This is a genomic window from Proteus sp. HMSC14B05, assembly GCF_001808035.1.
Classification (GTDB): Bacteria; Pseudomonadota; Gammaproteobacteria; order Enterobacterales; family Enterobacteriaceae; genus Proteus; species Proteus mirabilis.
In genome coordinates, this window is sequence record NZ_KV791982.1 from 123,625 (window position 1) to 148,374 (window position 24,750).

The following is a 24,750-nucleotide window of genomic DNA, read 5'->3' on the forward strand; positions in this document are numbered from 1 at the left end:
AGTTTTATTAATTAGTTTATAAATTTCATTATCAATTTTGATTTATGCTATTTTTCAAAACTTATTATAATATTTTTACCATAGTCGATACTTAAATCTGTTTTATTTTAAATAAGTGATTTTTTATCTTAGATAAGATGGATTATTAAGTGAGGTTTATTTTTATAATGACGCAAAAAGCACAGGATCATATTAAAGCTTCTTAAATTTTTTATAGAGAATAAAAAAACACATAATATCTTTATTATGTGTTTTTTCAGAATAATCGTGATTGAGAATGAGAATGCTTTTATAACTTATAATAAATAAAATAAATTTATTTTCGCTCTACACCAGTGATTTATTCATATCAATCTCAAGCACTACTTTACCAATTAAGTCACCAGACTCCATTAATTGATGTGCTTTGGCAACTTCTTGTAAAGAAAAGACCGCATTAATAATAGGCTTAATTTGACCTTTGATAATCAACGGCCATACTTGTTGTTTTAATTCTTGTGCTATATGCGTTTTTTCTTCTGGCGTTCTAGAACGCATGGTAGAACCTGTATGAATTAATCGCTTAAGCATCAGTGGCATCATATTTAAGTTTTTAGGGGCCCCTTTCATCATGCCAACTTGGATCACTCTGCCAAATTTCGCCGCAACTTGATAATTTTTTTCCACATAATCGCCGCCGATAATATCAAGTATGACATCAACGCCTTTACCTTGAGTTAATACAGGAATTTCTGTAGCAAAATCTTTCTCACGGTAATTAATAACATGATTAGCCCCTAATTTTTGGGCAACTTCGGCTTTTTCTTTTGAACCTACCGTTGTGTAAATTTCACAACCAAGATTGTGTGCTAACATAATCGCCATAGAGCCAATCCCAGAAGTGCCCCCATGGATCAAAACCGATTCCCCGGCTTTTAACTGACCGAGTTGAAATAGATTTGCCCAAACAGTAAATAAATTTTCAGGTAATGCTGCCGCTTCAATATCGGTTAATCCTTGCGACGGTAAAGCGATATCTTCATGGACTAAACAATATTCAGCATAACCGCCACCAGCAACTAAAGCACAAACACGATCACCTATTGCCCATTTTGTACAATGTTCACCTAATTTCACCACTTCGCCAGCAATCTCTAATCCTAATATAGGAGATGCATCGGCTGGCGGTGGATAACTACCTTGACGTTGAAAAATATCAGGGCGATTAACACCCGCTGCATTAACTTTTACCAACATATAATGAGGGGGCAATGACGGTAATGGGCTATTTTCTAATTGCAGTTTATCAACGCCACCGGGTTCAGTAATAACCACTTGCGTCATAAAAGCAGGTAAGTCATTATTTTTTATCATGATGTCACCTTACTTAGAAATGAATGAGATCTTTATCAACAATCACTATCGCATAAAAATAGTCATTTTATTTAAGTAATGATGTTATTGAGATAAATTTATTTTTGCATAGAACAAATTATAAACACTGTTATAGCCATCCCTGTTTTTGATGCTGAGTACAAATCGGACATAAGGTGGCATTAGGCTCCCAAGCAAAAAAAGCAAGGCGGCATTTATCACATTGTGCATCATAATAATGGTAATGTGTCGGTGTGCTATTTTTAGCAATTTGTTCTACGACTTTTATTGATTTTGGAAAACAGACAACTTGGCAGTTCATACAACCGGTACAACGTTTTTCATCAATGATAAAGCGATTATCTTCGATTGTGATTGCACCTTCATCACACACCTTGGCACATGCAGAACAAAGAATACAACTTTCTTTATCTAATTGAATATGGAACCAGCTATCTTGCGGATAAAGCTGTTTCCTTGCATTTAATCCTGTTTTTACGTGACCTTTATTAAGTGGCTTTTCATCTAATTTTTGTCGAAATAGCATAAAGCGACGACCACTATCGACCGGTTCAGGCTCCACTAAAACTAATTGCCAAATAGGCTCTTGTAAGGTTTTTAATTGCAAATTAAGTTGTGCGAGTATCGGCAGCCACTTATCAACCAAGGGTTCCGCTATTTTCATACCGCGTATTTGATATTGTCGATGCCAAACCAAAAGCTCTTCAATACTGGCCAGTGGTTCATCATGATTAATGACTAATAGATTATCTTGAAAGCTACGTTCATGGGGGGAGATATTTTCTATAGCATCAACAGGACAAGTAAATAGACAATTACCGCATTGGAAACAACGCTCATTATCTATTTCAACGTTCAAAAGACTAAAAGTGATAGCGTCCACAGGACAGACTTTTGAACAGCTATCACAAAGGCTTTGTTTGAGGCGTTTCCTAACACATTTATCATTAATGATAGGTTCAGGAGGAAGATCTACCCTAATAAAACGCCTCATACTTCATGACTCCATTACTATTACTTAACAATAAAAAATGCAAATCGGTTAAGTATTTCAGCAATTAACAGGACAATACCGCTACCCCAAATTAGAGATAACCCAGAAGTAAATACAGCTATACGATATTTATACAGGCTATATCCCATCATTAATATACTGATAATAGACAATATCCATGCAGATATTCTTAATCCGAAAGTCTCATTATACGCAATTATAGGGGTATGAGGAAAAGTAATTGCATCATTGGTTAATTGTATTTCTGACATCCATGATAAATAAAGTGGTTGCTCTGCCATACGGATAGTCACAGCAAGAAAAATACCAACTAAAGCACTTAATACTATTTTTTTAGCAAGTTCGCCATCAGCAAAGGCTTTAACCCTTATTGAAGTGATTAATAACGTGATCACCGCTCCCGCAGAAAAAACAGAACCTATAAACATAAAATAGGTATTAACATGCATCCAAGTTATCATCGATGTGCTGTAATAAAGCGAAGCCATACAGAAAATATCCACTAACCCCAGTAAACCGATAATGGCTAAGAGGGTTTTATTCATATGACCTTTTATTAGTACTAGCAAGGTATATAAACATAGTGCGCCCAGGTAAAGAGCAGCAAAGATAATCTCACGGCTTAACCATGATGATGATATATGGCGCAAGGCATGAAACGCATTCCACGGATATCCCATATGCAGTGTTGAGGCTAATAATCCTAAGCATCCCAATATAGCACTTGTCAGTAATACGGGGCGCAAAGTGCGTGTTGCTCGTTGATTACCTATTTCTTTCTCTAACCAACAAAAATAGAGGGCAGTAAAAATAGTAACACCAACAGAACTTTGTACTAACAAAGTAAAGGTAACTAATGGCCATTCACTCATGCTTGGTTCCCTCCTTTTTTAATTGCACCAGTATGTGGTTTGATGACCAAATTAGGGTGAGTGATTGTAAAATCAGGTAACCCTTGAACTTGGCTTAAATGGCCATATTTAGCGCGTAGATCTTTAATTTTTCCAAACTTAATCGCATTTAATGGACATGTATCAACACAAATAGGATTTTTACCTTCTGCTAATAAATCTACGCAGAAATCACATTTCGACATTTGTCCCGTTTCAGTATTCATTTGTGGTGCACCATAAGGACATGACCATGAGCAATAACCACACCCAACACATTTGCTGGTATCAACACGGACAATGCCATCTCCGGGGCGTTTATGCATTGCTGTTGTTGGGCAGTTTTTTACACATATAGGATCGTCACAGTGATTACATGAAATCGTTAATGTGTATGCAAAGACATTATTTTCAAATGCACCTTGCCCATTAGGTGCAAATCCCCCGCCCTGTATTTCATAAATACGGCGAAAACGGCGCCCAACCTCTAAATTATTTTTATCTTTACATGCAACTTGGCATGCTTTACAACCTGAGCAACGAGAAGAATCAATAAAAAAACCAAGCTGTTCATCGCTAACAGGCGCATATTGTTTGAATTCACTCATGCTTTGGTTACCTCAACTAAAACGGTTAAATGTGAATTACCATGGGCTAATGGTGTCATACGTGTTGATGTCAAAACGTTAGGGCACCCACCATGATCAACGCCGTCTTTATCAGGAGACCACCAAGCCCCCGCCTGTAAACCAACCACACCAGGAATAATTCGCTCGGTAACTAACGCAGGTATTTGTGTGATCCCTCTGTCGTTATAGATACGCACCATATCGCCATTTTTGATGCCTCTATTTTGTGCATCAATAGGGTTTATCCACATTTCTTGGCGTTGTACCTCTTGTAGCCAAGGGTTAGCATATTGCGTTGAATTAGCTCTATTTTTTCCTTTCCAAGTTAACATTTGTAGTGGATATTTCTCGGTCAATTTATCTTCTGGACCTTCAATTGCAGGAACATAATGAGATAATGCAGGAATATCGACATTATTCATGTCATAGAGACGTTTAGAGAAAATTTCAATTTTTCCTGATGGAGTTGGGAAAGGATGATTTTCTGGATCACGAATATTTTCTTCAAATGCAACAAAAGGTGCATCTTTGAAAAGATAGCGGCGAGTCTTGAGTAATTCATCAAAAGTTGGGAAATCAGGTCTATCTTTAAAGCGTTCTTTGTTAGTATTAACGAGATAAGCTATCCACTCTTTTTCTGTTCGTCCTTCGGTAAAAGCCTCTTTGACTCCCATTTTCTCAGCAACATCGCTGATCCATTCATAATCAGAACGTCTTTCAAAAGCAGGTTCAACGACTTTTTCTGACAGTAAGAAATAGTTGCCCGTTCCCCATGTATTACCGATATTCCAACGCTCTAAAAAGCTCGTTTCTGGTAAAACTAAGTCTGCGTATTTGGCTGACGGAGACATATATAGATCACTAACAACGATAAACTCTACTTTAGATTCATCTTCAAGTAACTTAGCTGCCGCATTAACATCAGGGTTTTGATTGACAAGATAGTTACCCGCTAAAGAAAAGATCATTTTGATATTACTATCAAGTTTGTCGACGCCAATAAGGCCGTCTTCTGGCGTCACTTTGCTCGCATCCTCAACAGCTTGCATCCAATTCATAATGGATATTTGTGCAGTTACCGGATTTTTGCCAATATTAGGACCACGAATAGATTGACGGTTACCAATTCCGCCATATCCAGCCGCCCAAGCCCCTTTTTTACCCACATTCCCAGTAATTGCTGCTAATAACGTTGAACCACGGGCGGTACGTTCACCACAAATATGACGTTGTGGCCCCCAACCTTGAATTAAGGCCGCGGGTTTTGTCATCGCATATTCACGTGCTAATTGACGGATAGTATTGGCTGGGACTCGTGTGATTTTTGTCGCCCATTCAGGGGTTTTCGCTATACCGTCTTTTTTCCCTAACAAATAAGCCATTAATGATTCGTTAGCTGGCACCCCTTCTGGCATATGATCTTCATCAAAACCTACCACATATTTATCGATAAACGCTTTATCATGTAAATTTTCGGTCACAATGACATACATCATTGCATCCATCAGTGCATTATCTGTGGTAGGAAGTAATGGGATCCATTGATCAGCTAAAGATTGAGCTGTATCTGAATAACGAGGATCGACAACAATAAATTTGGTCCCATTATTTTTCATTTTTTGAAAATAGTGATTGGTGTGACCAAAAATGGTTTCGTTGGGATTATGTCCCCACAAAATAACTAAAGGCGTATCCGCTAAAGTATCAAGAGAACTTCCTGTTTTAGATACGCCATAAGTATAAGGTGTTACTTTAGCGGTATTCCCTAAGCTCACTGAATGATAATAAGGAAGATATCCTCCTGTGAGATTAAAGAGTTTTTTCATCATAGTATCACCAGAGAAGATCCCCCCAGTGACAGCGGTATTTACCGTAAGAAAACGGCTTGCTGCACCATGCTGTTGAGTTAATCGTGTTACATTATCAGCAATTAAAGAGGTTGCTTCATCCCAAGAGATACGCTCAAATTTGCCTTCACCGCGCTTACCCACACGTTTCATGGGATATTTAAGTCTATCCGCATGATAAGTGAATTTACGATAACCTCTACCTCTTACGCAGGCTCTCATTATCGGCATTTGTTCATCTAAATCAGCATCTGGTCTTGTGGTAATACGGGTAACAATCCCCTCTTTAACATGAGCTCGGATATCACATTTACCACCACAGTCAAAGGTGCTACATGTTGCGACGACAGTAGCAGGTTTCTCATCAATGTTGGCAATAGGTAGGCTTTTATCAAGATTGGCCTGTGCATTTTGTGCGAAAAAAGGCATACTCACTAATGCTGCACTGGCTTGTACAAAATGACGACGCGTTAATGGCATCCCCTCTTGATTAGCAAGCCTTTTTTCTTGTTTTTTTATAGACATATCATTCTCACATAACTATTTTTATTAATGAAAATGATAAAAGATAGTGGATAACCCTTATTGATACATATCAATACCACTTAATAGGTAAGCGAATGTTTCAAAACTCCATTCGTCTTTGTATGGGATCTGCCATTTTATAAGGAAAAGCTAATTCAAGTTAGCATTAAGTTGTATCAAAAATACATTTAGCTAACTTTACTTAGGAAGTGTTAACAGATGATTAATTTCTGTTGGCAAAACGAAAAGTTAAGAAAATAAAGTGAATAAGATGTTAATCCTTGAATAAAATTTCTTGAGTTCCCTCCTAATTTTTAGTTTTACCAAAGATAATTTAGCAAATACCCTATGACTTCCTTAAAAAATCGAATAATATACCAATCGTGTATAGGGTTAGCGCAAATTATTCTAAATAAGTCACCAAACAAAACACGGGCTTAATCAATCTATATCGTTTTTTACATTCAGAATTATTTCTATGCGTACCATTATTCCCCTTACCAATTACAGCAATGTGTGTTAAAATTGACACATATCAATATTTTTATTTGTAATGAGCAAGCTTATGATCCCAGAAAAACGCGTCGTTCGCCGAATCCAATCTGGCGGTTGTGCAATCCATTGTCAAGATTGCAGTATTAGCCAGCTCTGCATCCCGTTTACTTTAAACGAGCATGAGCTTGATCAACTGGATAATATTATCGAGCGTAAAAAACCTATCCAGAAAGGTCAAACCTTGTTTAAAGCCGGTGATGAGCTGAAGTCACTTTATGCCATTCGTTCAGGAACTATTAAAAGTTATACGATCACTGAAGAAGGCGACGAACAGATCACAGGTTTTCATCTTGCAGGTGACTTGGTTGGATTTGATGCCATTATCAACACCGAACACCCAAGCTTTGCACAAGCTCTTGAAACATCAATGGTTTGTGAAATACCATTTGAAACACTAGATGATTTATCAGGCAAAATGCCTAATTTACGTCAACAGATGATGCGTCTAATGAGTGGCGAAATCAAAGGTGACCAAGAGATGATCTTACTGCTATCAAAGAAAAATGCAGAAGAACGTTTAGCCGCCTTTATTTATAACCTCTCTCGCCGCTTTGCGCAGCGCGGTTTTTCACCTCGTGAGTTCCGTTTAACCATGACTCGTGGTGATATTGGTAATTACTTAGGCCTGACAGTAGAAACTATTAGCCGACTATTAGGTCGTTTCCAGAAAAGTGGTATGTTAAGTGTAAAAGGTAAATACATCACTATTGAAGATAGTGAAATGTTAAGTGAACTCGCAGGCAAACTGCCTTCCTCAACAGAAGCTTAATCTTTTACATTACATCACCTATTTTTATAACGGGGCACACAAATTTGTGTCCCGTTTTCTATTTTGTGCTATTGCATTTTAGCTTCTTGGGTTATCTTTAAAAATGTAGATGGATAAATCCAGCCCTAAAGAGGATATAGCAATGGAAAAATATCAAAACCTTCTCGTTGTCATTGATCCTAACCAAGATGACCAACCAGCACTACGTCGTGCTGTTTATATCGTTCAGCGTAATGGTGGGCGGATAAAAGCTTTTCTACCTGTTTATGATCTCTCATATGACATGACCACCCTTTTATCTCCCGATGAACGTAATGCGATGCGCAAAGGCGTGATTAATCAAAAAACCGCTTGGATAAAACAGCAAGCTCGCTATTATCTTGAAGCCGGCATTCAAATCGACATAAAAGTGATTTGGCATAACCGACCGTATGAAGCCATTATTGAAGAAGTGATCACCGATAAGCATGACTTACTGATTAAAATGGCTCATCAACATGATAAGTTAGGCTCCTTAATTTTTACTCCTCTAGATTGGCAATTGTTAAGAAAATGCCCTGCTCCTGTATGGATGGTAAAAGATAAAGAGTGGCCAGAATACGGCACTATTGTTGTCGCCGCTAATCTGTCCAATGAAGAGTCATATCATGATGCATTAAATTTAAAGTTAATTGAATTAACTAACGATTTATCTCACCGTATACAAAAAGATCCAGACGTTCATTTACTCAGTGCCTACCCTGTTGCACCCATTAATATTGCAATTGAGTTACCTGACTTTGATCCTAACCTTTATAACAATGCTTTGCGTGGACAACACCTTATAGCGATGAAAGAGCTTCGCCAGAAATTCTCTATTCCTGAGGAAAAAACACATGTCAAAGAAGGATTGCCTGAGCAAGTTATCCCTCAAGTATGCGAAGAGCTAAACGCGGGTATTGTCGTATTAGGTATTTTAGGGAGAACTGGACTTTCTGCCGCTTTCTTAGGAAATACAGCAGAACAGCTGATCGACCATATAAAATGTGATTTACTCGCTATCAAACCTGATGGCTTTACCTGTCCTATCACTGTCGATTCAGACAACGAATAACGCTTTTAATACTGTATAACAAAACGCCCGCTATCACTTAAATAGTCGGGCGTTTTTTATTAAAGATTATTAGCTAAACAGATCACAAGGCTTTTAAAATCGCATCGACACTGGCTTTAGCATCACCAAATAACATTTGGGTATTTTCTTTAAAGAATAATGGATTTTGTACCCCCGCATAGCCAGTATTCATAGAGCGTTTAAACACGATCACGTTTTGAGCTTTCCATACCTCTAATACCGGCATACCTGCTATTGGACTATTAGGATCGTCTTGTGCGGCTGGGTTAACAGTATCATTTGCACCAATAACTAAAACGGTATCTGTATCAGCAAAATCATCATTGATTTCATCCATTTCTAAGACAATATCGTAAGGTACTTTCGCTTCTGCTAACAATACATTCATATGCCCCGGTAGACGACCCGCAACTGGATGAATACCAAAGCGTACTTTTATACCACGCTGACGAAGCTTTTCTGTTATATCATGTACTGGGTATTGTGCTTGTGCCACTGCTAAGCCATAACCCGGCGTAATAATCACTGAAGTTGAGTTTTTCAATAGTTCAGCAACTTCTTCTGCGGTTGTTTCACGATATTCCCCCATCTCTCCTTCGTCACTGGAGCTGCTACCATCTGTACCAAAACCACCGGCAATCACGCTAATAAATGAGCGGTTCATTGCTTTACACATGATATAAGAAAGAATAGCGCCCGATGAACCCACTAATGCCCCTGTCACAATTAACAAATCGTTGCTTAACATAAAACCAGCAGCGGCGGCAGCCCAACCCGAATAAGAGTTCAACATTGACACAACAACAGGCATATCCGCACCACCAATGGAGGCAACTAAATGCCAACCAAATGCTAATGCAATGACTGTCATCACAATCATTAAAAAGACTTGTAAACCAACACTGTCAGTTTTGACAAACCAGATCATTAATAAAAATGAAATAACTAAAGCCGCTAAATTAAGTTTATGGCGATTAGGCAACATCATAGGTTTGGATGACATTTTGCCACTTAGTTTGCCATAAGCGACAATAGAGCCGGTAAAAGTAACCGCACCGATAAAGATACCTAAAAAGACTTCTGTGAGATGAATGTTGGCCATTACAGGATCAATGGCAGGATTGTGATCTAGATAACTATTAAAACCAACCAGAACCGCGGCTAAACCTACAAAACTATGCAAAATAGCCACTAACTCTGGCATTTGCGTCATTTCAACTTTTTTGGCTAAACGGATACCAATAACGGCACCAATAACCATAGCAACAATGATCCAACCTACATTATCAGCATAAGGCCCAAAGATAGTCGCAAATAACGCGATAGCCATCCCTGCAATACCAAAGTAATTCCCCTGTTTTGAGGTTTCATGTTTGGATAACCCTGCAAGGCTAAAAATAAATAATATTGCGGCGACAATATATGCCGCTGTAACAACACCGCTGGACATAATTGTCTCCCTTATCCTTTACGGAACATTTTCAACATACGTTGAGTGACGGTAAATCCACCAAAAATATTAATACTGGCAATTAAAATAGCGATAAATGAGAAAAAGCTTACCCAACCACCACTACCGATTTGTAGTAATGCACCAACGACAATGATACCTGAAATGGCATTTGTCACTGACATTAATGGGGTGTGCAATGAATGGCTGACATTCCAAACAACGTAATAACCAACAACACAAGAAAGTGCGAAGACAGTAAAGTGTGATAAGAACTCTTTTGGCGCAACATTAGCCAACCATGCGAACAGTAAAAAGGCAATAGCCAATAAACCATATTTTTTCCACGGGGAAATAGGTTTTGCAACGGGTTTTTCTTGGGGTTTTGCAGCAGGAGCTGCTTTAGGTTGCGCTGAAACTTGAATAGGAGGCGCCGGCCATGTCACTTCCCCCGCTTTAATAACGGTAACACCACGAATAACCACATCGTCAAAATCAATATTGATATTACCATCTTTTTCTTTACATAGTAATTTCAATAGGTTAACTAAGTTAGTACCATAAAGTTGAGATGATTGAGCCGGTAACCGGGCGGCTAAATCAGTATAACCAATAATTTTTACACCATGTTCAGTGGTAAAAATCTCACCAGGAACGGTATATTCACAGTTACCACCATTTTGGGCTGCCAAATCGACCACCACGCTACCTGGTTTCATTGAATCAACCATCTCTTTAGTGATTAAACGTGGTGCAGGTTTTCCTGGAATTAGTGCTGTTGTAATAATGATATCAACATCTTTGGCTTGCTCTGCAAATAATGCCATTTCTGCATCAATAAATGCTTTTGACATCACTTTAGCATAACCATCACCACTCCCCGCTTCTTCTTTAAAATCAAGCTCTAGGAACTCAGCGCCCATACTTTGCACTTGCTCTTTGACTTCAGGTCGAGTGTCAAATGCACGAACAACAGCGCCTAAACTACCTGCGGCACCAATTGCGGCAAGTCCAGCGACACCCGCACCAATTACCATCACTTTGGCTGGTGGTACTTTACCTGCAGCAGTAATTTGCCCAGTAAAGAAACGGCCAAATTCATGAGCGGCTTCAACAACGGCACGATAGCCGGCAATATTCGCCATTGAACTTAATGCATCTAAAGATTGTGCACGGGAGATACGCGGTACACTATCCATAGCCATTACATTAATCTCTTTTTCAGCTAATTTTTCTAGCAATGGTGCATTTTGTGCGGGCCAGATAAAACTAATTAAAGTCGAGCCTTTTTTGAGTAAAGCAATTTCATCTTCTAGGGGGGCATTAACTTTTAAGATAATGTCGGATTGCCAAATATTTTGACAATCTAAGATCTCAGCCCCTGCTTGTTGATAAGCGTCATTATCGAAACTAGAAGCAATGCCAGCTTCATTTTCTATCGCGACTGTAAATCCTAATTTCAAGAGTTGTGTGACTGTAGCAGGTGTTGCTGCAACTCTTGTTTCGTTAGAAAGTCGCTCTTTGGGTATACCAATTCGCATAATTTTCCCTTCTTATCCATCCGAAAACTGTTAAAATTTCATGGCTAATTTCATTAATATGCAAAAAAATTGTTAAGCATTATCATTCACATGCCATTTATTGGGGTACTAATAACCTACTGAAAATAAAACCAATAATCTAGATCTGTGTAAAGCTAAAATTGAACTTAATGCGATCATTTTAGTCGAAAAGGCATATTAATGAATTATTCACTATATTTAAGTAAATATCTGGTAACATATACTGGTCATTTGACCCAGTGGCTATTCACTAAATAAAATAATGCGACAAACGCTATTATTACATGTAATAATTGCACTCTATGTGATAGATCACTATGTTCAGCACATGACCAATATTAATTGCGCAAGGCGGAAGGATTTTGTATGAAGCTGAAAACCTCAGTCATCGCAGCAGCGGTGTTATCTTTAACTAATATTACTGTTGCGCAGGCTGCACAGGAACTGTCTCCAGAACAAGCGGCAGAGCTAAAACCATTTGAAAGAATTACAGTCATCGGTCGTTTTAATGCGATTTATGAAGCAGCTGACGCAGTATCTCGTCGTGCTGATAAAATCGGTGCTGATAGTTTTTACATTCAAGGTCTAGATGATATCAGTGATAGTGGCAACATGAGTGTGACTGCCGATCTGTATCGAAAAGATGCACCAAAAGCAACTGAAGAAGAATACCGCGTATTTCATGGTGTAAAAGAATTACCAAAACCTGAAGCTATTTTGCTACAGCCTTTTGATACCGTTACTATTCATGGTTACTATCCAACAACACCTGATATTAATAACGAAATCGGGAAAGAAGCAGCAAAAAAAGGTGCAGCATCATTCTTTATTGTCCGTAATATCTCGGTAAATGATGGTGGTAACCAAGAAGTTACTGCTTATATCTATAAAAAAGATGCCCCTAAAAGAGCCATACAGTCTTCAGAAGCCGTGGTTCCTTATGACTCTGATGCGGGTCGAGCGCTTATTGCCGAAGGTGGAAGTGCAGCCAATAAAGTTGAAAAACCAGGACTTGCGTCAAATAGTGACTTTGATAGAAATGTAGGTGTATTTGCTGAAACACAATCATCAGGTAAAAGCGGACGTTACACTGTCACCTTACCTGATGGCACTGAAATTCAAGAGGTTAATAAAGCAGCGGCTGCATTAATGGAACCTTTTGATACCATTACTTTCAGTGGTTATTTTGTGAACTCACCGGAAGTTTCTTATCAAGTTGCTAAACGTGCCGCAGAGAAAGGTGCAAAATACTACCATATTACTCGTGAATGGCAGAGTAATGGTGGTACGGTAACAATCACCGCTGATTTATTTAAATAATCTGTTGTTACTTTCTCTTTTAAAAACCTTGCTCTATGCAAGGTTTTTTTATACTTGTCCAAATAACCTCACTCAATTTCTTATCCTTATGCATAAAATTTATGATTTTATGCATAGACAACCAAGTCAACTCTCCGTAAAATCTCGCTGTTTTTTAGTGGTTTTATCTTTGTCTTAAATTAACAGATTCATATTTATGCTAATTATTAAACCAAAAACAAGAAAATACGCTATTTATTCACAATTTTAATCATGCAGGAACTTATCTTTGAATAAAAAACTTGGTTTAATGTCACTAACAGCGTTAGTGCTAAGCTCAATGGTTGGTGCAGGTGTATTCAGTTTGCCTCAGAATATGGCTGAGGTTGCAAGCCCTGCGGCACTGATTATCGGTTGGATAATAACAGGGGTTGGCATCCTTTTTCTCGCCCTATCATTGTTATTGCTTTCTCGCTTAAGACCTGATCTTGATGGCGGTATTTTTACCTATGCGAAAGAAGGATTTGGTGAATTTATTGGCTTTTGTTCTGCTTGGGGCTATTGGGTCTGTGCGGTAGTTGCCAATGTCTCTTATTTAGTCATCGTTTTCGCTGCTGTGAGTTTTTTCACCGATAGCCCTAATAATATTATTTTTGGTGATGGTAATACATGGCAGGCATTGCTGGGTGAATCAATCTTACTTTGGGTTGTGCACTTTTTAGTTCTACGAGGTGTACAAACAGCCGCTAGTATCAATTTAATGGCCACGATGGCAAAATTAATACCATTGGGGTTATTTATTATTGTTGCCCTACTTGCCTTTAATATGGATATTTTTACCCTTGATTTCGAAGGGATAAAAATGGGCGTGCCCGTTTGGGAACAAGTAAAAAATACCATGTTAATTACTTTATGGGTATTTATTGGTATTGAAGGGGCCGTTGTCGTATCTGCAAGAGCAAAAAATAGAAGAGATGTTGGTTTAGCGACAATATTTGCGGTTGTGATCGCGCTGATTATTTATATTCTCGTTACCCTATTATCTCAAGGATTAGTTAGCCAACCAGAGCTTGCTATGATGAAAAACCCATCTATGGCACCTTTACTGGTTCAACTAATTGGAAATATAGGTGAGATAGTTATTGCCGCCGGCCTTATTCTATCGGTATGTGGCGCTTATTTAAGCTGGACAATTATGGCTGCTGAAGTCCCTTATATTGCAGCATTACACCACTCTTTTCCCAAACAACTGAGTAAACAAAATCACAATGATGCGCCTTCCTCTTCCTTGTGGTTTACTAATTTAGCTGTTCAATTATCACTAGTATTAATTTGGCTTACTGGTAGTAATTACAATACCCTACTGACCATCGCGTCAGAAATGATCCTCGTTCCTTATTTCCTGGTTGGTGCTTTCTTATTTAAAGTTGCCATAGAACGCAGTAGCCGAGGATTATTACTGATAGCAATACCTGCAAGCCTCTATGGTTTATGGTTACTTTATGCATCAGGTGTAATTAATTTATTACTTTCCGTCGTTCTCTATGCACCCGGTGTATTAATATTTTTATATTCACGAAAACAATATAAAGATAAACAGTCATTAAATACTAGTGAAAAAATACTACTGATGATGGTATTAATTGGCGCAATTCCTGCTTGTGGCTATTTAGTATTTAATTAAGATCTATATTCCCCCTTGAGAAAGAAGCAAGGGGGCATCTCTTTCCCTTCACTCCCCTTTTTTTCTACCCAAGCTTCTCTTGTTCATTTCCTTAAGCTTTGTCATTAGAAATTGAATAACGCCATGTTTTGATTACTTAGCAAGTAAATATTATTGATGATGGTTAGGTGCATTATATTATAGAAATAAATTGTATGTTGTAACTAATTATTTTATTAATTGACCACAATTTACCCATATAATTTTTATATAAAATTCATTTTTTATATGATGTTTTTTAAAAATCTAGTGAATAACACAATAAAATATATTATTTTTAGTTAATACCTCCATGTAGAGTATAATACACAGACAGATAAACTAATTTTCTAACAAAAAGCAGATAAATACACTTTATTTACTTTTTGTTAGAAAACTATATTATCCACTCCGTCGCAACAAATAGGATAAACCTATTGCATTATCAAATTATTTATTAAAGGAAAAACGATGAAAATAAAAAATCATATCAGATTACTATCTGCATTATTAGTTATCTCTTCTAGCATGAATGTATTAGCAGATAATAGCAAAACAACAGAAAAGAAAAATAGCAATATTATTAATTTTAGTGGAACAGTAACATCAACATCCTGCAATATAGAAAGCCCTAATTCTCTTATCACTTTGCCCGCAATTAATAAATCGGAAATAGTCTCAGATAAAGATTGGGCCAAAGCCAAAAGCAGTACAGGTAGTAATTTTGAAATTAAACTATTAGATTGTGGCAATAATAATGCAGCATTAACATTTAACGGTACTGATTTAGCGAGTGAAAATAAAATTCTGAAGAATAAAAATACCACAAATAATGGTGCTAAAGGAGTAGGAATTTTCATTCGTAGTGATGAAGGTAATAAAAATATCATTCATTTAAATGGTAACCAAGCAATAACTAAGAGAATTGAAAATAAAACAGTAACTTATAAATTCCATGCCAATTACGCAAGTTATCTTCCAAATCCAACATCAGGAACTGTCAATACATCAATAAGTTTTACCGTTAAATATTCTTAATTAAAAAAACACAGGATTATTTTATTATGAAGTATAATGTTTATATTTTATTTATCATAATTCTGTGTTCTACTTTTTTTACACAAGCAAATGTAATATATAGTGGAACACGGTTTATCTATAATGAAGACGATAATGATATTATTATTAATATAAAAAATAAAAACTCCGCTACTGATTATTTAATACAAAGCTGGATCACAAAGGATGAAAATGATAAAAATACACCTTTTATGATTACCCCACCGTTATTTAAATTAAATAAAGAACAATCTGCAATTTTGCGAATTGCCAAAATCACATCAATAGCTCAAACAGATCGTGAAAGTCTTTTTTATATAAATAGCAAAGCGATCCCTATCGCTGAATCAAAAAATAATAGTATTCATATATCAATTAAATCAGTGTTTAAATTATTTTACCGACCACATGGCTTAACAGAAACAGTTGAAGAAGCGACAAAAAAAATTATTTTTTCTATAAATAATAAAAAAGAAATGATAATAAAAAACAACTCTGAATACTACTTCACTATTATAAATATTTTTTCTAATGGGGAAAAAAAAGAGATCTCAGTCATGCTATCCCCTTTTAGTGAAATTAATATAGGAAAAAATCATTTTGGTACAGCTAAAGTAGGCTGGAGCTATATAAATGATTTTGGTAATGAAGTTAATATCAACATAAAAAATAGCGAATAGTATTAATTATGATAAAGTTATCTCCTATTTCTTTACTCTTATTATTTACGCCCTATGTATATGCAAATGCACTTTACTTACAAGCAATTGAAAACCACAATGGAAATATTGATTTTTCACTCTTGCTTAATGAAAATTTTCTCGAAGGAACCTATAACATAACAATTTATATAAATAACAATAAAAAACAAAATTCTGAGATATCATTTAAAAACAAAAACAATAACTTAACTCCAATAATAACTCTATTTGATTTAAAACAATGGGGAATAAACACCAATTATTACGAGCCTTTAAAAAATAAGTTAGACAACGATATCGTTGACTATGATTTATTAAAAAAATTATTTAATATAAAATTAGAAATTAACAAACAGTCGATTTACTTTAAAGTACCATTAATTGCGATAGAAAAAAACACTTCATATTCCAAAGAGAAATTGGATGATGGTGATAATGCTGCTTTCATTAAATACAACTATCAAGGCCATTATTATAAACAAAATAGTTTAAATGGACAACACATACATAACCTACAGCTATATAATGGAATTAATTTATTTGCATGGCGTTATCGTCAAGATCTAAACTATAATAATAATAATAATTCTTTTTCTATAAACCAGCAATATGTATATAGGACACTTAGAAATATTAATTCCATTTTAACTATGGGTGATTTCTATGCTTATTCTCCTAACTTAAACACTTATAAAATACTAGGCGTGCAAATCAATAGCGATAATGCAATGAAAGATGGCTCTCTAGTAGGTTATGCACCCATTATAAGTGAAACCGCCTATACCTATGCAGAAGTTAGCATTGAGCAAAATGGAGAAACACTATATAGCACATCTGTACCTCCTGGGCCATTTACTCTTAATAACCTTCCCTCTTTAGGTACAAATGGTGAATTAGTATTAATTATAAAAGAAGAAAATAGCGAAGTAAGAAAGAAGAAAATCTGGAATTATTCTTCACAGTATTTATTAAGAAAGAACCAATGGAATTATTACTATACTATGGGTTTAGTAAACAATCCTCAAAAAAAACAGTTTCCTTCTAATAAGAAAAAAGAACTATTAACTCAATTGAATTTAAGCTATGGAGTGAGCAATTATTTAACGACAATGATAGGAGCTGAAAAAAAAGGAGATGATATTAAAGCACTTATTGGAAATACCCTAGGATTAAATATCCTGGGTATAGTCTCATTAGAAAACGCTTGGATAAGAGAGAAATATCATCAACAATATCAGTCCAATAAGATTAATTACCAAAAAGTATTTTCTATGGAAAATACAACTATTTCATTAAACTCATCATTCTACTTTAGATTTAAAGAGAATTATGCTGTAAATAAAGAATATAAGAAATATGATTTAGGATTTCACTTTTCACAATCATTAAATAATAATATTGCTTTAACGTTGGGGTATAATATTGCAACCTATTATCACTCAAAAGAAAAAAGCCAACGACTTTTTATTAATACTAGTTCAAATTATAAAAAACTTTCCTATTCATTAGAGCTAGAGAATAGCAAAGATCAGTACAGCAATAATAATCAATTATCAATTTTTTTAAATTATCCTATTGGTCAAGATCTCTCTCATTGGGTAACAGCAAGGATCAATTATGATAATAGAGAAAAATATTTTCATGAGAATATTTCATTTAGTGGAAATACATTAGAAAATAATCGGTTAAATTATAACCTTAATTTTTCTAAAAATAATAAAGAACACTTAGATTCATCAATGAAAATTAGTTATTTAAGTAGGATAGCCAAACTAAATATAAACTCTCGATTTAATAAAGATAGTTATTCTTTAGGCTATGGACTCAATGGCGGCATTGTGTTTCATAATGGAGGAGTAACTTTAGCCCAAGATCTAAATGATAGTTTTGCTATCCTAAATTTTGCAGGTGCTAAGAAAGTAAAAATAATAGGAAAGCCAACAATAGAATCAGACCGAAGAGGTTATTTAATCATTCCTAATTTAACTAGTTACCATAACAATAAGTTCCACATTGATGCGAAATCATTAGATTATAATTATAATATTGATAATTATAGCTATCATTTAATTCCTACTAAAGGAGCTATTATTGCAAAAAATATTAAGATAACTAAAGGAGAAAGTGCTTTATTTACATTTAACCAAAACATTCCTTTTGGTGCAACAGCCTATGTGAAAAATTCTGATGGCACCCTATCCGATATATCCTATGTAAATGAAGATAATAAATTATATATTTCTAATTTACCCATCTTAGGAAAGATTTTTGTAAAATGGGGAAGTTCCAACAAACAACAGTGCTCATTTAACTATCAATTAAATGATAATGAAAAACAAAATAGAATTTATTTTAAAACTGTAAATTGCATTAAAGAGGAATAATATATAAAAATGAAATACATTATTATTTTAATTTATTTACTCTCATTCCATTGTTATTCTGATGAATCAAAATTTAGCAACAATTGCGTTTATGACGATATAAAAGACAATGGTTTTATTCCAGTACATAATATTAGATTTAAAGCTAGTGATATTGATTTAGGTGTCGATATTGGCCAACCTATCGCAGAAATGAGTTTTACTGATGCCGCTCTATCTACGTCAATTCTTCATTGTAAAAAGGAAGTTGATCTAAAATTAATCATTAACGCAAGGCATTATAAAGATGATATTTTCAAAACAAATATTCCAGGAGTTGGCTTTAAGATATCATTTAATAAAACACCTTTTAACTTAGTAGGCGATGAGTTTAATGTAACGCCTGAATATGCAAATGTCTGTAACGCTCAAACTAGAAAAGAAGGATATAAAAATATTTATTGTACTGATAGTTGGCCAAGACTATATATTCAATTAATAAAAATAGGTGAAATCGTTCTAGAACCTCTGAGCGACATATTTGTTATAGATGATTTTCTTGTTTATACATTAGATAATAAAAAATTTACTTATAATAATTTGATTATTGAGAAGCCTCAGAATAAAGTTTGCGAACTTAATATTGAACAACCTAATATTGAATTAGCGCCTGTAGAAAAAAACAGTTTAAGCGATTCAATACCCGCTAATGAAACACATTTTTCTATTGGTGTTATTTGTAACCAAGATACATTAGTTTCATTAAAGCTTGATGCACCTGCTATTTATAAAAGTAGAAATACTAATTTATTAACACTTCTAAATAATGGCACCCCTTCTGGGGTAGGTTTATCAATTAAACATAATGATAATAAATATTATTTAGGTAATGTTATTTATAATAGCGTTCATAGAACACCTTCGACGGAATATACTTTTCCTTTTTCAGTAGGTTATGTGAAAATGAGTGAAAACATCTTGCCTGGCAAGGTAACATCACAAATTAATGTAAACTTAGAATATAAATAATTTATTTCCCCTATGAAAAAACATTTAACTCCTATTATCATGTTATTAATATTACTACCTGTGTTTTCTGTAAATGCTTATTATATCTATGAAACTAGCTGTGAATACATAATGGATGATAATAAATCAAAAGAGAACCAAGAAGTTATATTGAAGATATCAAATTGTCCATCAATAATAAAAAACGCTAATAGAATATTGAATATTAAAAAGAACACTGCCATTTCAATAAAAAATAGCGCAATAACATCTTTTATCTTAGACAGTAATAAAGTGGTTTTAGCTGACAATATTAATGATCAATTTACCATTTCAGTACATTATCAATAATAGTAGTATATAAACCCACAATGGCTATAACTCACCATTGTGGGTTTATCTATCAGCTTTAACTTAATGAGATAGACTCAATAGCTTGTAAGATGCGTTTATCAGAGATGGGATAAGGCGTTCCTATCTGTTGAGCAAATAAACTCACTCTTAATTCCTCTATCATCCAACGAATATTTTGTACCTCTTCTTGCTGTTTTTGCTTCTCGGTTAACTTAGCTAACCACTGTTGCCACTGCAAAATGACATTTTCAACTCGGCTCATTTGTGCTCTATCACGGTTAGGATCAATCGCTAATTTCTCCATACGTTTTTCAATGGCACTGAGATAGCGAGGAATATCCGCAAGTCGTTTCCAGCCATGGGATGTGACAAATCCGGGAAAAACTAATTGATTAAGTTGTGCTTTAATATCAGACAATGCAAAAGCAACACTAATATCGACCCGCCCTTTTAAGCGTTTATTTATTGCAAATACCTGAGTTAAAATAGATTCAACTTGTTTAGCAATTTCGACAACAACATCGTTTAATTCAGCACGGACATAATCTTGGAGTTTTTGATATTGCTCTTCTTGCCATATTAATCCCCCATAAGAAGCAATGAGTTTATCAACCCCACAAGCGATACAGTCATCAATCAGATCTAGCACCTTGCCATAAGGATTAAAATAAAGACCTAATTTTGCTTTATTAGGCAATTTTTCATGCAAGTATTTAATGGGGGAAGGAATATTAAGTAGTAATAACCGTCTTATCCCCTGCCACATTGCCGCTTGTTGCTCTGTTTCTGTTTCAAATAGCTTGATACCAACACTATTCTTTTCATCCACTAATGCCGGATAGGCTTTAACTGAATAGCTACCACGCTTTTGTTCGTAGCGTTGTGGCAAGTCACCAAAACTCCAAATATGTAAATCTTGCTGCTCAATACCATCATCTGCTACCGCTGATAATGTTTCTTGAACTTTGTCCTTTAAACGTGCTTTTAACTGATTAAGATCTTTTCCTTCCGCAAGGGTTTTATTGTTGTCACCAACAACTCGAAAAGTCATTTTTAAGTGATCGGCCACTTGCTCAAGTTGCCAACTATCACGTTCGACCGTAACGCCGGTCATTCTACGTAGCTCTTTTTCTAATTTATCGAGTAATTCACCTTCAGGGGTAACCACTCGTTCTAAAAAAGCTGAAGCGTAGTTAGGCGCAGGAACAAAATTACGACGTATAGGTTTAGGTAATGATTTTATTAAGGCAACGACTAATTCATGACGAATACCCGGAATTTGCCAATCAAAACCTTCATCTTTAACCTGATTTAAAATCGGTAATGGAATATGGACAGTGACACCATCTGCTGCTGTACCTGGCTCAAACTGATAAGTTAAGCGTAATTTTAAATTATCTTGATGCCAATAATTTGGATAATCTAATGCACTAACACGTTTAGCATCTTCTTTGATAAGCATGCTTTTTTCAAAGCTCAGCAAATCAGGTGAATTCTTTTGCGCTATTTTCCACCATTTATCAAAATGGCGGGTAGAGATAACATCTTGTGGTATTCGTTGATCGTAGAATGTAAACAGCGTTTCATCATCTACCAAAATATCGCGACGACGTGATTTATGCTCTAACTCTTCAACCTCGGTACGTAATTTTAAATTTTCACGGAAAAAAGCATGTCGAGTTTGCCAATCGCCTTCTACCAACGCATGGCGAATAAATAACTCTCGACATAATAGTGGATCAATTTTGCCATAATTTACTAATCGTGAGGCCACAATAGGTAAACCATATAAGGTGACTTTTTCATTAGCCATTACCGCACCCTGTACTTTTGACCAATGAGGCTCACTATAGTGATATTTAACTAAGTGGGTCGCGATAGGTTCAATCCATTCCGCTTCAATACGTGCAGCAATACGCCCCCATAACCGTGATGTTTCGACTAATTCTGCCACCATGGCCAATTTGGGCGGTTTTTTAAATAACCCAGAGCCGGGATAAATAGCAAAACGCGCATTTCTCGCGCCAGTAAACTCTTGCTTATCGCTATCTTTTTGTCCGATATGTGATAATAGCCCACTTAATAAAGCCACATGAATACTTTTAAAATCGGCCGGTTGGCTATTAATTGGAAAACCTAATTCCTTCACAACTTGGCGTAGTTGCGTATAGACATCTTGCCATTCCCTAACTCGCATAAAGTTTAAAAACTCTTGGCGACAGTGTTTCCGAAACTGAGAGTGACTCAACTCTTTCTGCTGAGTTTTTAAATAGTCCCATAAATTGAGTAACGAAAGAAAATCTGAATCTTTATCTTGGAAACGACGATGTTTTTCATCTGATGCTTGTTGCTTATCCATCGGTCTTTCACGAGGATCTTGAATAGAAAGCGCCGATGTGATCACCATTAATTCTCTAACTGCACCATATTTGCGCGCTTCAAGAACCATTCTCGCTAATCTTGGATCGATAGGAAGCTGAGCTAATTGTTTCCCCATCGGCGTCAAACGATAAGCACCTTTATTATCAGTACCCTCTTGTAAGGCACCCAGCTCTTCTAATAAGCGTACACCATCTTGTATATTGCGTTTATCGGGCGCTTGTACAAAAGGAAATCCGCTAATATCCCCTAATCCTATCGAGGTCATTTGTAAAATAACCGAAGCAAGATTGGTTCTTAGTATTTCAGGATCGGTAAATTGCGCACGGGAAATAAAATCATCTTCAGAATAAAGACGAATACAAATACCATCAGAAACACGACCGCAACGCCCTTTTCTCTGATCCGCAGAAGCTTGAGAGATAGGCTCTATGGGTAAGCGCTGAACTTTGGTTCGATAACTATATCGACTAATACGTGCATAACCCGTATCAATCACATATTTAATGCCCGGTACCGTAAGAGAGGTTTCGGCAACATTGGTTGCTAATATGATGCGTCTTCCGGTATGAGGCTGAAATATCCGGTTTTGCTCACTATTAGAAAGACGAGCAAATAGGGGTAAAACTTCGGTATGACGCAGTTGTAATTTATTTAATGCCTCTGCGGTATCCCTTATCTCACGCTCACCGCTCATAAAAATAAGAATATCACCCGCACTTTCTCTACTTAACTCGTCAATCGCATCAATAATGCCCTCAGTCATATCCTTATCACTATCCAAAGCGTCACCACCAATAGGACGATAGCGCACTTCGACCGGATAAGTTCGGCCAGATACCTCAATAATAGGAGCTTGATTAAAATGCTTAGAAAAACGCTCAGGATCGATAGTGGCAGAAGTAATAATCACTTTTAAATCTGGGCGTTTGGGCAAAAGCTGCTTTAAATAACCAAGAATAAAGTCAATATTTAAGCTACGCTCATGGGCTTCATCGATAATAATAGTATCATATTGTAATAACAGCTTATCTTGTTGTAGTTCAGCTAATAAAATCCCGTCAGTCATTAACTTAACCAGCGTGTTATCACCAACATGATCACTAAAACGAACTTTATAACCGACAGACTCACCTAATGTTGTGTTTAATTCATGAGCAATTCGCTCTGCGACAGAGCGCGCAGCTAAACGTCGAGGCTGCGTATGCCCAATATACCCTTTTACGCCTCGCCCTAATTCGAGACAAATTTTCGGGATCTGAGTTGTTTTACCCGATCCCGTTTCTCCTGCAATAATAACCACTTGGTTATCTTTGATTGCATTGTAGATAGCCTCTTTTTTCTGGCTAACAGGCAAGTTTTCTGGATAAACAATTTTAGGACAGTGAGCTTGTCGATTTAATATACGCTGTTTTGCAACAATAATATCCTGCTCAATCTCGCTTAATACCGCCTGTTTCGACGTTTCTTTACTTATTTTATCAACGCCACGTAAGCGTTTTCTCAATCGTTGCTGATCCCGCAACGAGAGTTGCTCTATCTCTTTGTAGAGCATCGCAGATGATAGTGCCACCTTTTGTTATCCTTTTTGAGGTTTATTTAACCAAATAATATTGTTGCCATGATATCACAACAGCCAATTTGCACATAAAGGGTTGATGAATTTTCTTATTCTATGAATATATATAATCAATAAATTTGAATAGCATATTCAAACGATTATGGTGTGAAATTTTTCAGATAAGATAAAATTTGGTCTATATAAACATAACAGATATTTACCGAGAGAATAAAATGAACAAGCTTCTTGTACTAAAATCCAGTATTTTAGAAAATTACTCGCACAGCAATAAAATGGCTGACTATCTAATAGAAAATTGGCAAAAGCATCACCAAAATGATCTCATTACCCTACGTGATCTGGCAAAAGATCCCATTCCCATTTTAGATCAAGCCACATTATTTGCTTTTGGCAAAGATACGGCTATGTTATCGGAACAACAAAAAGCCGCTAGAGCACTCTCTGATACATTAATTAATGAATTAAAAACACATGATATTATTGTGATCACGGCGCCTATGTATAATTTCACCATCCCTTCTCAATTAAAACACTATATTGATTTTATTGCGCGTGCAGGCGAAACTTTTAAAT

General features: G+C 35.8%; 18 protein-coding genes. 10 read left to right on the forward strand and 8 right to left on the reverse strand.

Going from position 1 to position 24,750, the window contains the following annotated elements; translation table 11 throughout:
- Positions 1-327 precede the first annotated feature (327 nt).
- From HMPREF3129_RS05720 to HMPREF3129_RS05740, 5 genes are all read right to left on the reverse strand, one after another.
- Positions 328-1,353 (reverse strand): NAD(P)H-quinone oxidoreductase, encoded by a 1,026-nt coding sequence (locus tag HMPREF3129_RS05720; protein ID WP_004248024.1) that lies wholly within the window; start codon positions 1,351-1,353, stop codon positions 328-330.
- A gap of 130 nt (positions 1,354-1,483) precedes the next feature.
- Positions 1,484-2,368: a 4Fe-4S binding protein gene (locus tag HMPREF3129_RS05725; RefSeq protein WP_004242836.1), complete on the reverse strand. Its 885-nt coding sequence runs from the start codon at positions 2,366-2,368 to the stop codon at positions 1,484-1,486.
- A 20-nt stretch (positions 2,369-2,388) separates the two neighbouring features.
- Positions 2,389-3,261 (reverse strand): dimethyl sulfoxide reductase anchor subunit family protein, encoded by an 873-nt coding sequence (locus HMPREF3129_RS05730; protein WP_004248022.1) that lies wholly within the window; start codon positions 3,259-3,261, stop codon positions 2,389-2,391.
- Positions 3,258-3,887 (reverse strand): DMSO/selenate family reductase complex B subunit, encoded by a 630-nt coding sequence (locus HMPREF3129_RS05735; RefSeq protein WP_004242832.1) that lies wholly within the window; start codon positions 3,885-3,887, stop codon positions 3,258-3,260. The genes HMPREF3129_RS05730 and HMPREF3129_RS05735 overlap by 4 nt, the downstream gene beginning before the upstream one ends.
- Positions 3,884-6,280, reverse strand: a complete 2,397-nt coding sequence (locus HMPREF3129_RS05740) for a DMSO/selenate family reductase complex A subunit (protein ID WP_036918287.1) — start codon at positions 6,278-6,280, stop codon at positions 3,884-3,886. The genes HMPREF3129_RS05735 and HMPREF3129_RS05740 overlap by 4 nt, the downstream gene beginning before the upstream one ends.
- Positions 6,281-6,845: 565 nt before the next feature.
- Between HMPREF3129_RS05740 and HMPREF3129_RS05745 the strand changes: the two genes are divergently transcribed.
- Together HMPREF3129_RS05745 and uspE are read left to right on the forward strand one after the other, a co-directional pair.
- Complete coding sequence (locus tag HMPREF3129_RS05745; protein ID WP_004248018.1) at positions 6,846-7,604, forward strand: FNR family transcription factor; 759 nt, start codon at positions 6,846-6,848, stop codon at positions 7,602-7,604.
- Between the two features lie 142 nt (positions 7,605-7,746).
- Complete coding sequence (gene uspE / locus HMPREF3129_RS05750; RefSeq protein WP_004248016.1) at positions 7,747-8,697, forward strand: universal stress protein UspE; 951 nt, start codon at positions 7,747-7,749, stop codon at positions 8,695-8,697.
- A gap of 82 nt (positions 8,698-8,779) precedes the next feature.
- On the opposite strand, the gene pntB is transcribed toward uspE, so the two are convergent.
- Positions 8,780-10,168, reverse strand: a complete 1,389-nt coding sequence (gene pntB, locus HMPREF3129_RS05755) for a Re/Si-specific NAD(P)(+) transhydrogenase subunit beta (protein ID WP_004242825.1) — start codon at positions 10,166-10,168, stop codon at positions 8,780-8,782.
- Positions 10,169-10,179: 11 nt separating this feature from the next.
- On the reverse strand, positions 10,180-11,709 hold the full coding sequence (gene pntA, locus HMPREF3129_RS05760; protein ID WP_004242824.1) for a Re/Si-specific NAD(P)(+) transhydrogenase subunit alpha: 1,530 nt from the start codon (positions 11,707-11,709) through the stop codon (positions 10,180-10,182).
- Positions 11,710-12,096: 387 nt separating this feature from the next.
- Here pntA and ydgH point away from each other — a divergent pair, with 387 nt between their 5' ends.
- From ydgH to HMPREF3129_RS05795, 7 genes are all read left to right on the forward strand, one after another.
- Positions 12,097-13,050 (forward strand): DUF1471 family protein YdgH, encoded by a 954-nt coding sequence (gene ydgH, locus HMPREF3129_RS05765; protein WP_004242823.1) that lies wholly within the window; start codon positions 12,097-12,099, stop codon positions 13,048-13,050.
- 268 nt (positions 13,051-13,318) lie between these two features.
- Positions 13,319-14,713 carry an amino acid permease gene (locus tag HMPREF3129_RS05770; protein ID WP_004248014.1) on the forward strand — a complete coding sequence of 465 codons (1,395 nt, stop codon included), beginning with the start codon at positions 13,319-13,321 and terminating at the stop codon, positions 14,711-14,713.
- A 489-nt stretch (positions 14,714-15,202) separates the two neighbouring features.
- Positions 15,203-15,769: a fimbrial protein gene (locus HMPREF3129_RS05775; RefSeq protein WP_004251295.1), complete on the forward strand. Its 567-nt coding sequence runs from the start codon at positions 15,203-15,205 to the stop codon at positions 15,767-15,769.
- A gap of 26 nt (positions 15,770-15,795) precedes the next feature.
- Positions 15,796-16,470 carry a fimbrial biogenesis chaperone gene (locus HMPREF3129_RS05780; protein WP_004248012.1) on the forward strand — a complete coding sequence of 225 codons (675 nt, stop codon included), beginning with the start codon at positions 15,796-15,798 and terminating at the stop codon, positions 16,468-16,470.
- A gap of 8 nt (positions 16,471-16,478) precedes the next feature.
- Positions 16,479-18,875 carry a fimbria/pilus outer membrane usher protein gene (locus HMPREF3129_RS05785; protein WP_036918285.1) on the forward strand — a complete coding sequence of 799 codons (2,397 nt, stop codon included), beginning with the start codon at positions 16,479-16,481 and terminating at the stop codon, positions 18,873-18,875.
- A gap of 9 nt (positions 18,876-18,884) precedes the next feature.
- Positions 18,885-19,883 (forward strand): fimbrial protein, encoded by a 999-nt coding sequence (locus tag HMPREF3129_RS05790; protein WP_036918283.1) that lies wholly within the window; start codon positions 18,885-18,887, stop codon positions 19,881-19,883.
- Between the two features lie 111 nt (positions 19,884-19,994).
- Positions 19,995-20,213: a hypothetical protein gene (locus HMPREF3129_RS05795; RefSeq protein ID WP_223293444.1), complete on the forward strand. Its 219-nt coding sequence runs from the start codon at positions 19,995-19,997 to the stop codon at positions 20,211-20,213.
- 58 nt (positions 20,214-20,271) lie between these two features.
- Here the strand turns inward: HMPREF3129_RS05795 and hrpA are convergent, their stop codons facing one another.
- A complete protein-coding gene (hrpA, locus tag HMPREF3129_RS05800) occupies positions 20,272-24,168 on the reverse strand; it encodes an ATP-dependent RNA helicase HrpA (RefSeq protein WP_139142870.1) in 3,897 nt (1,298 codons plus the stop codon).
- 221 nt (positions 24,169-24,389) lie between these two features.
- On the opposite strand from hrpA, the gene HMPREF3129_RS05805 reads away from it, so the two are divergent.
- The coding region (locus tag HMPREF3129_RS05805; protein WP_175437866.1) for an FMN-dependent NADH-azoreductase at positions 24,390-24,750 on the forward strand (361 nt) is incomplete at its 3' end.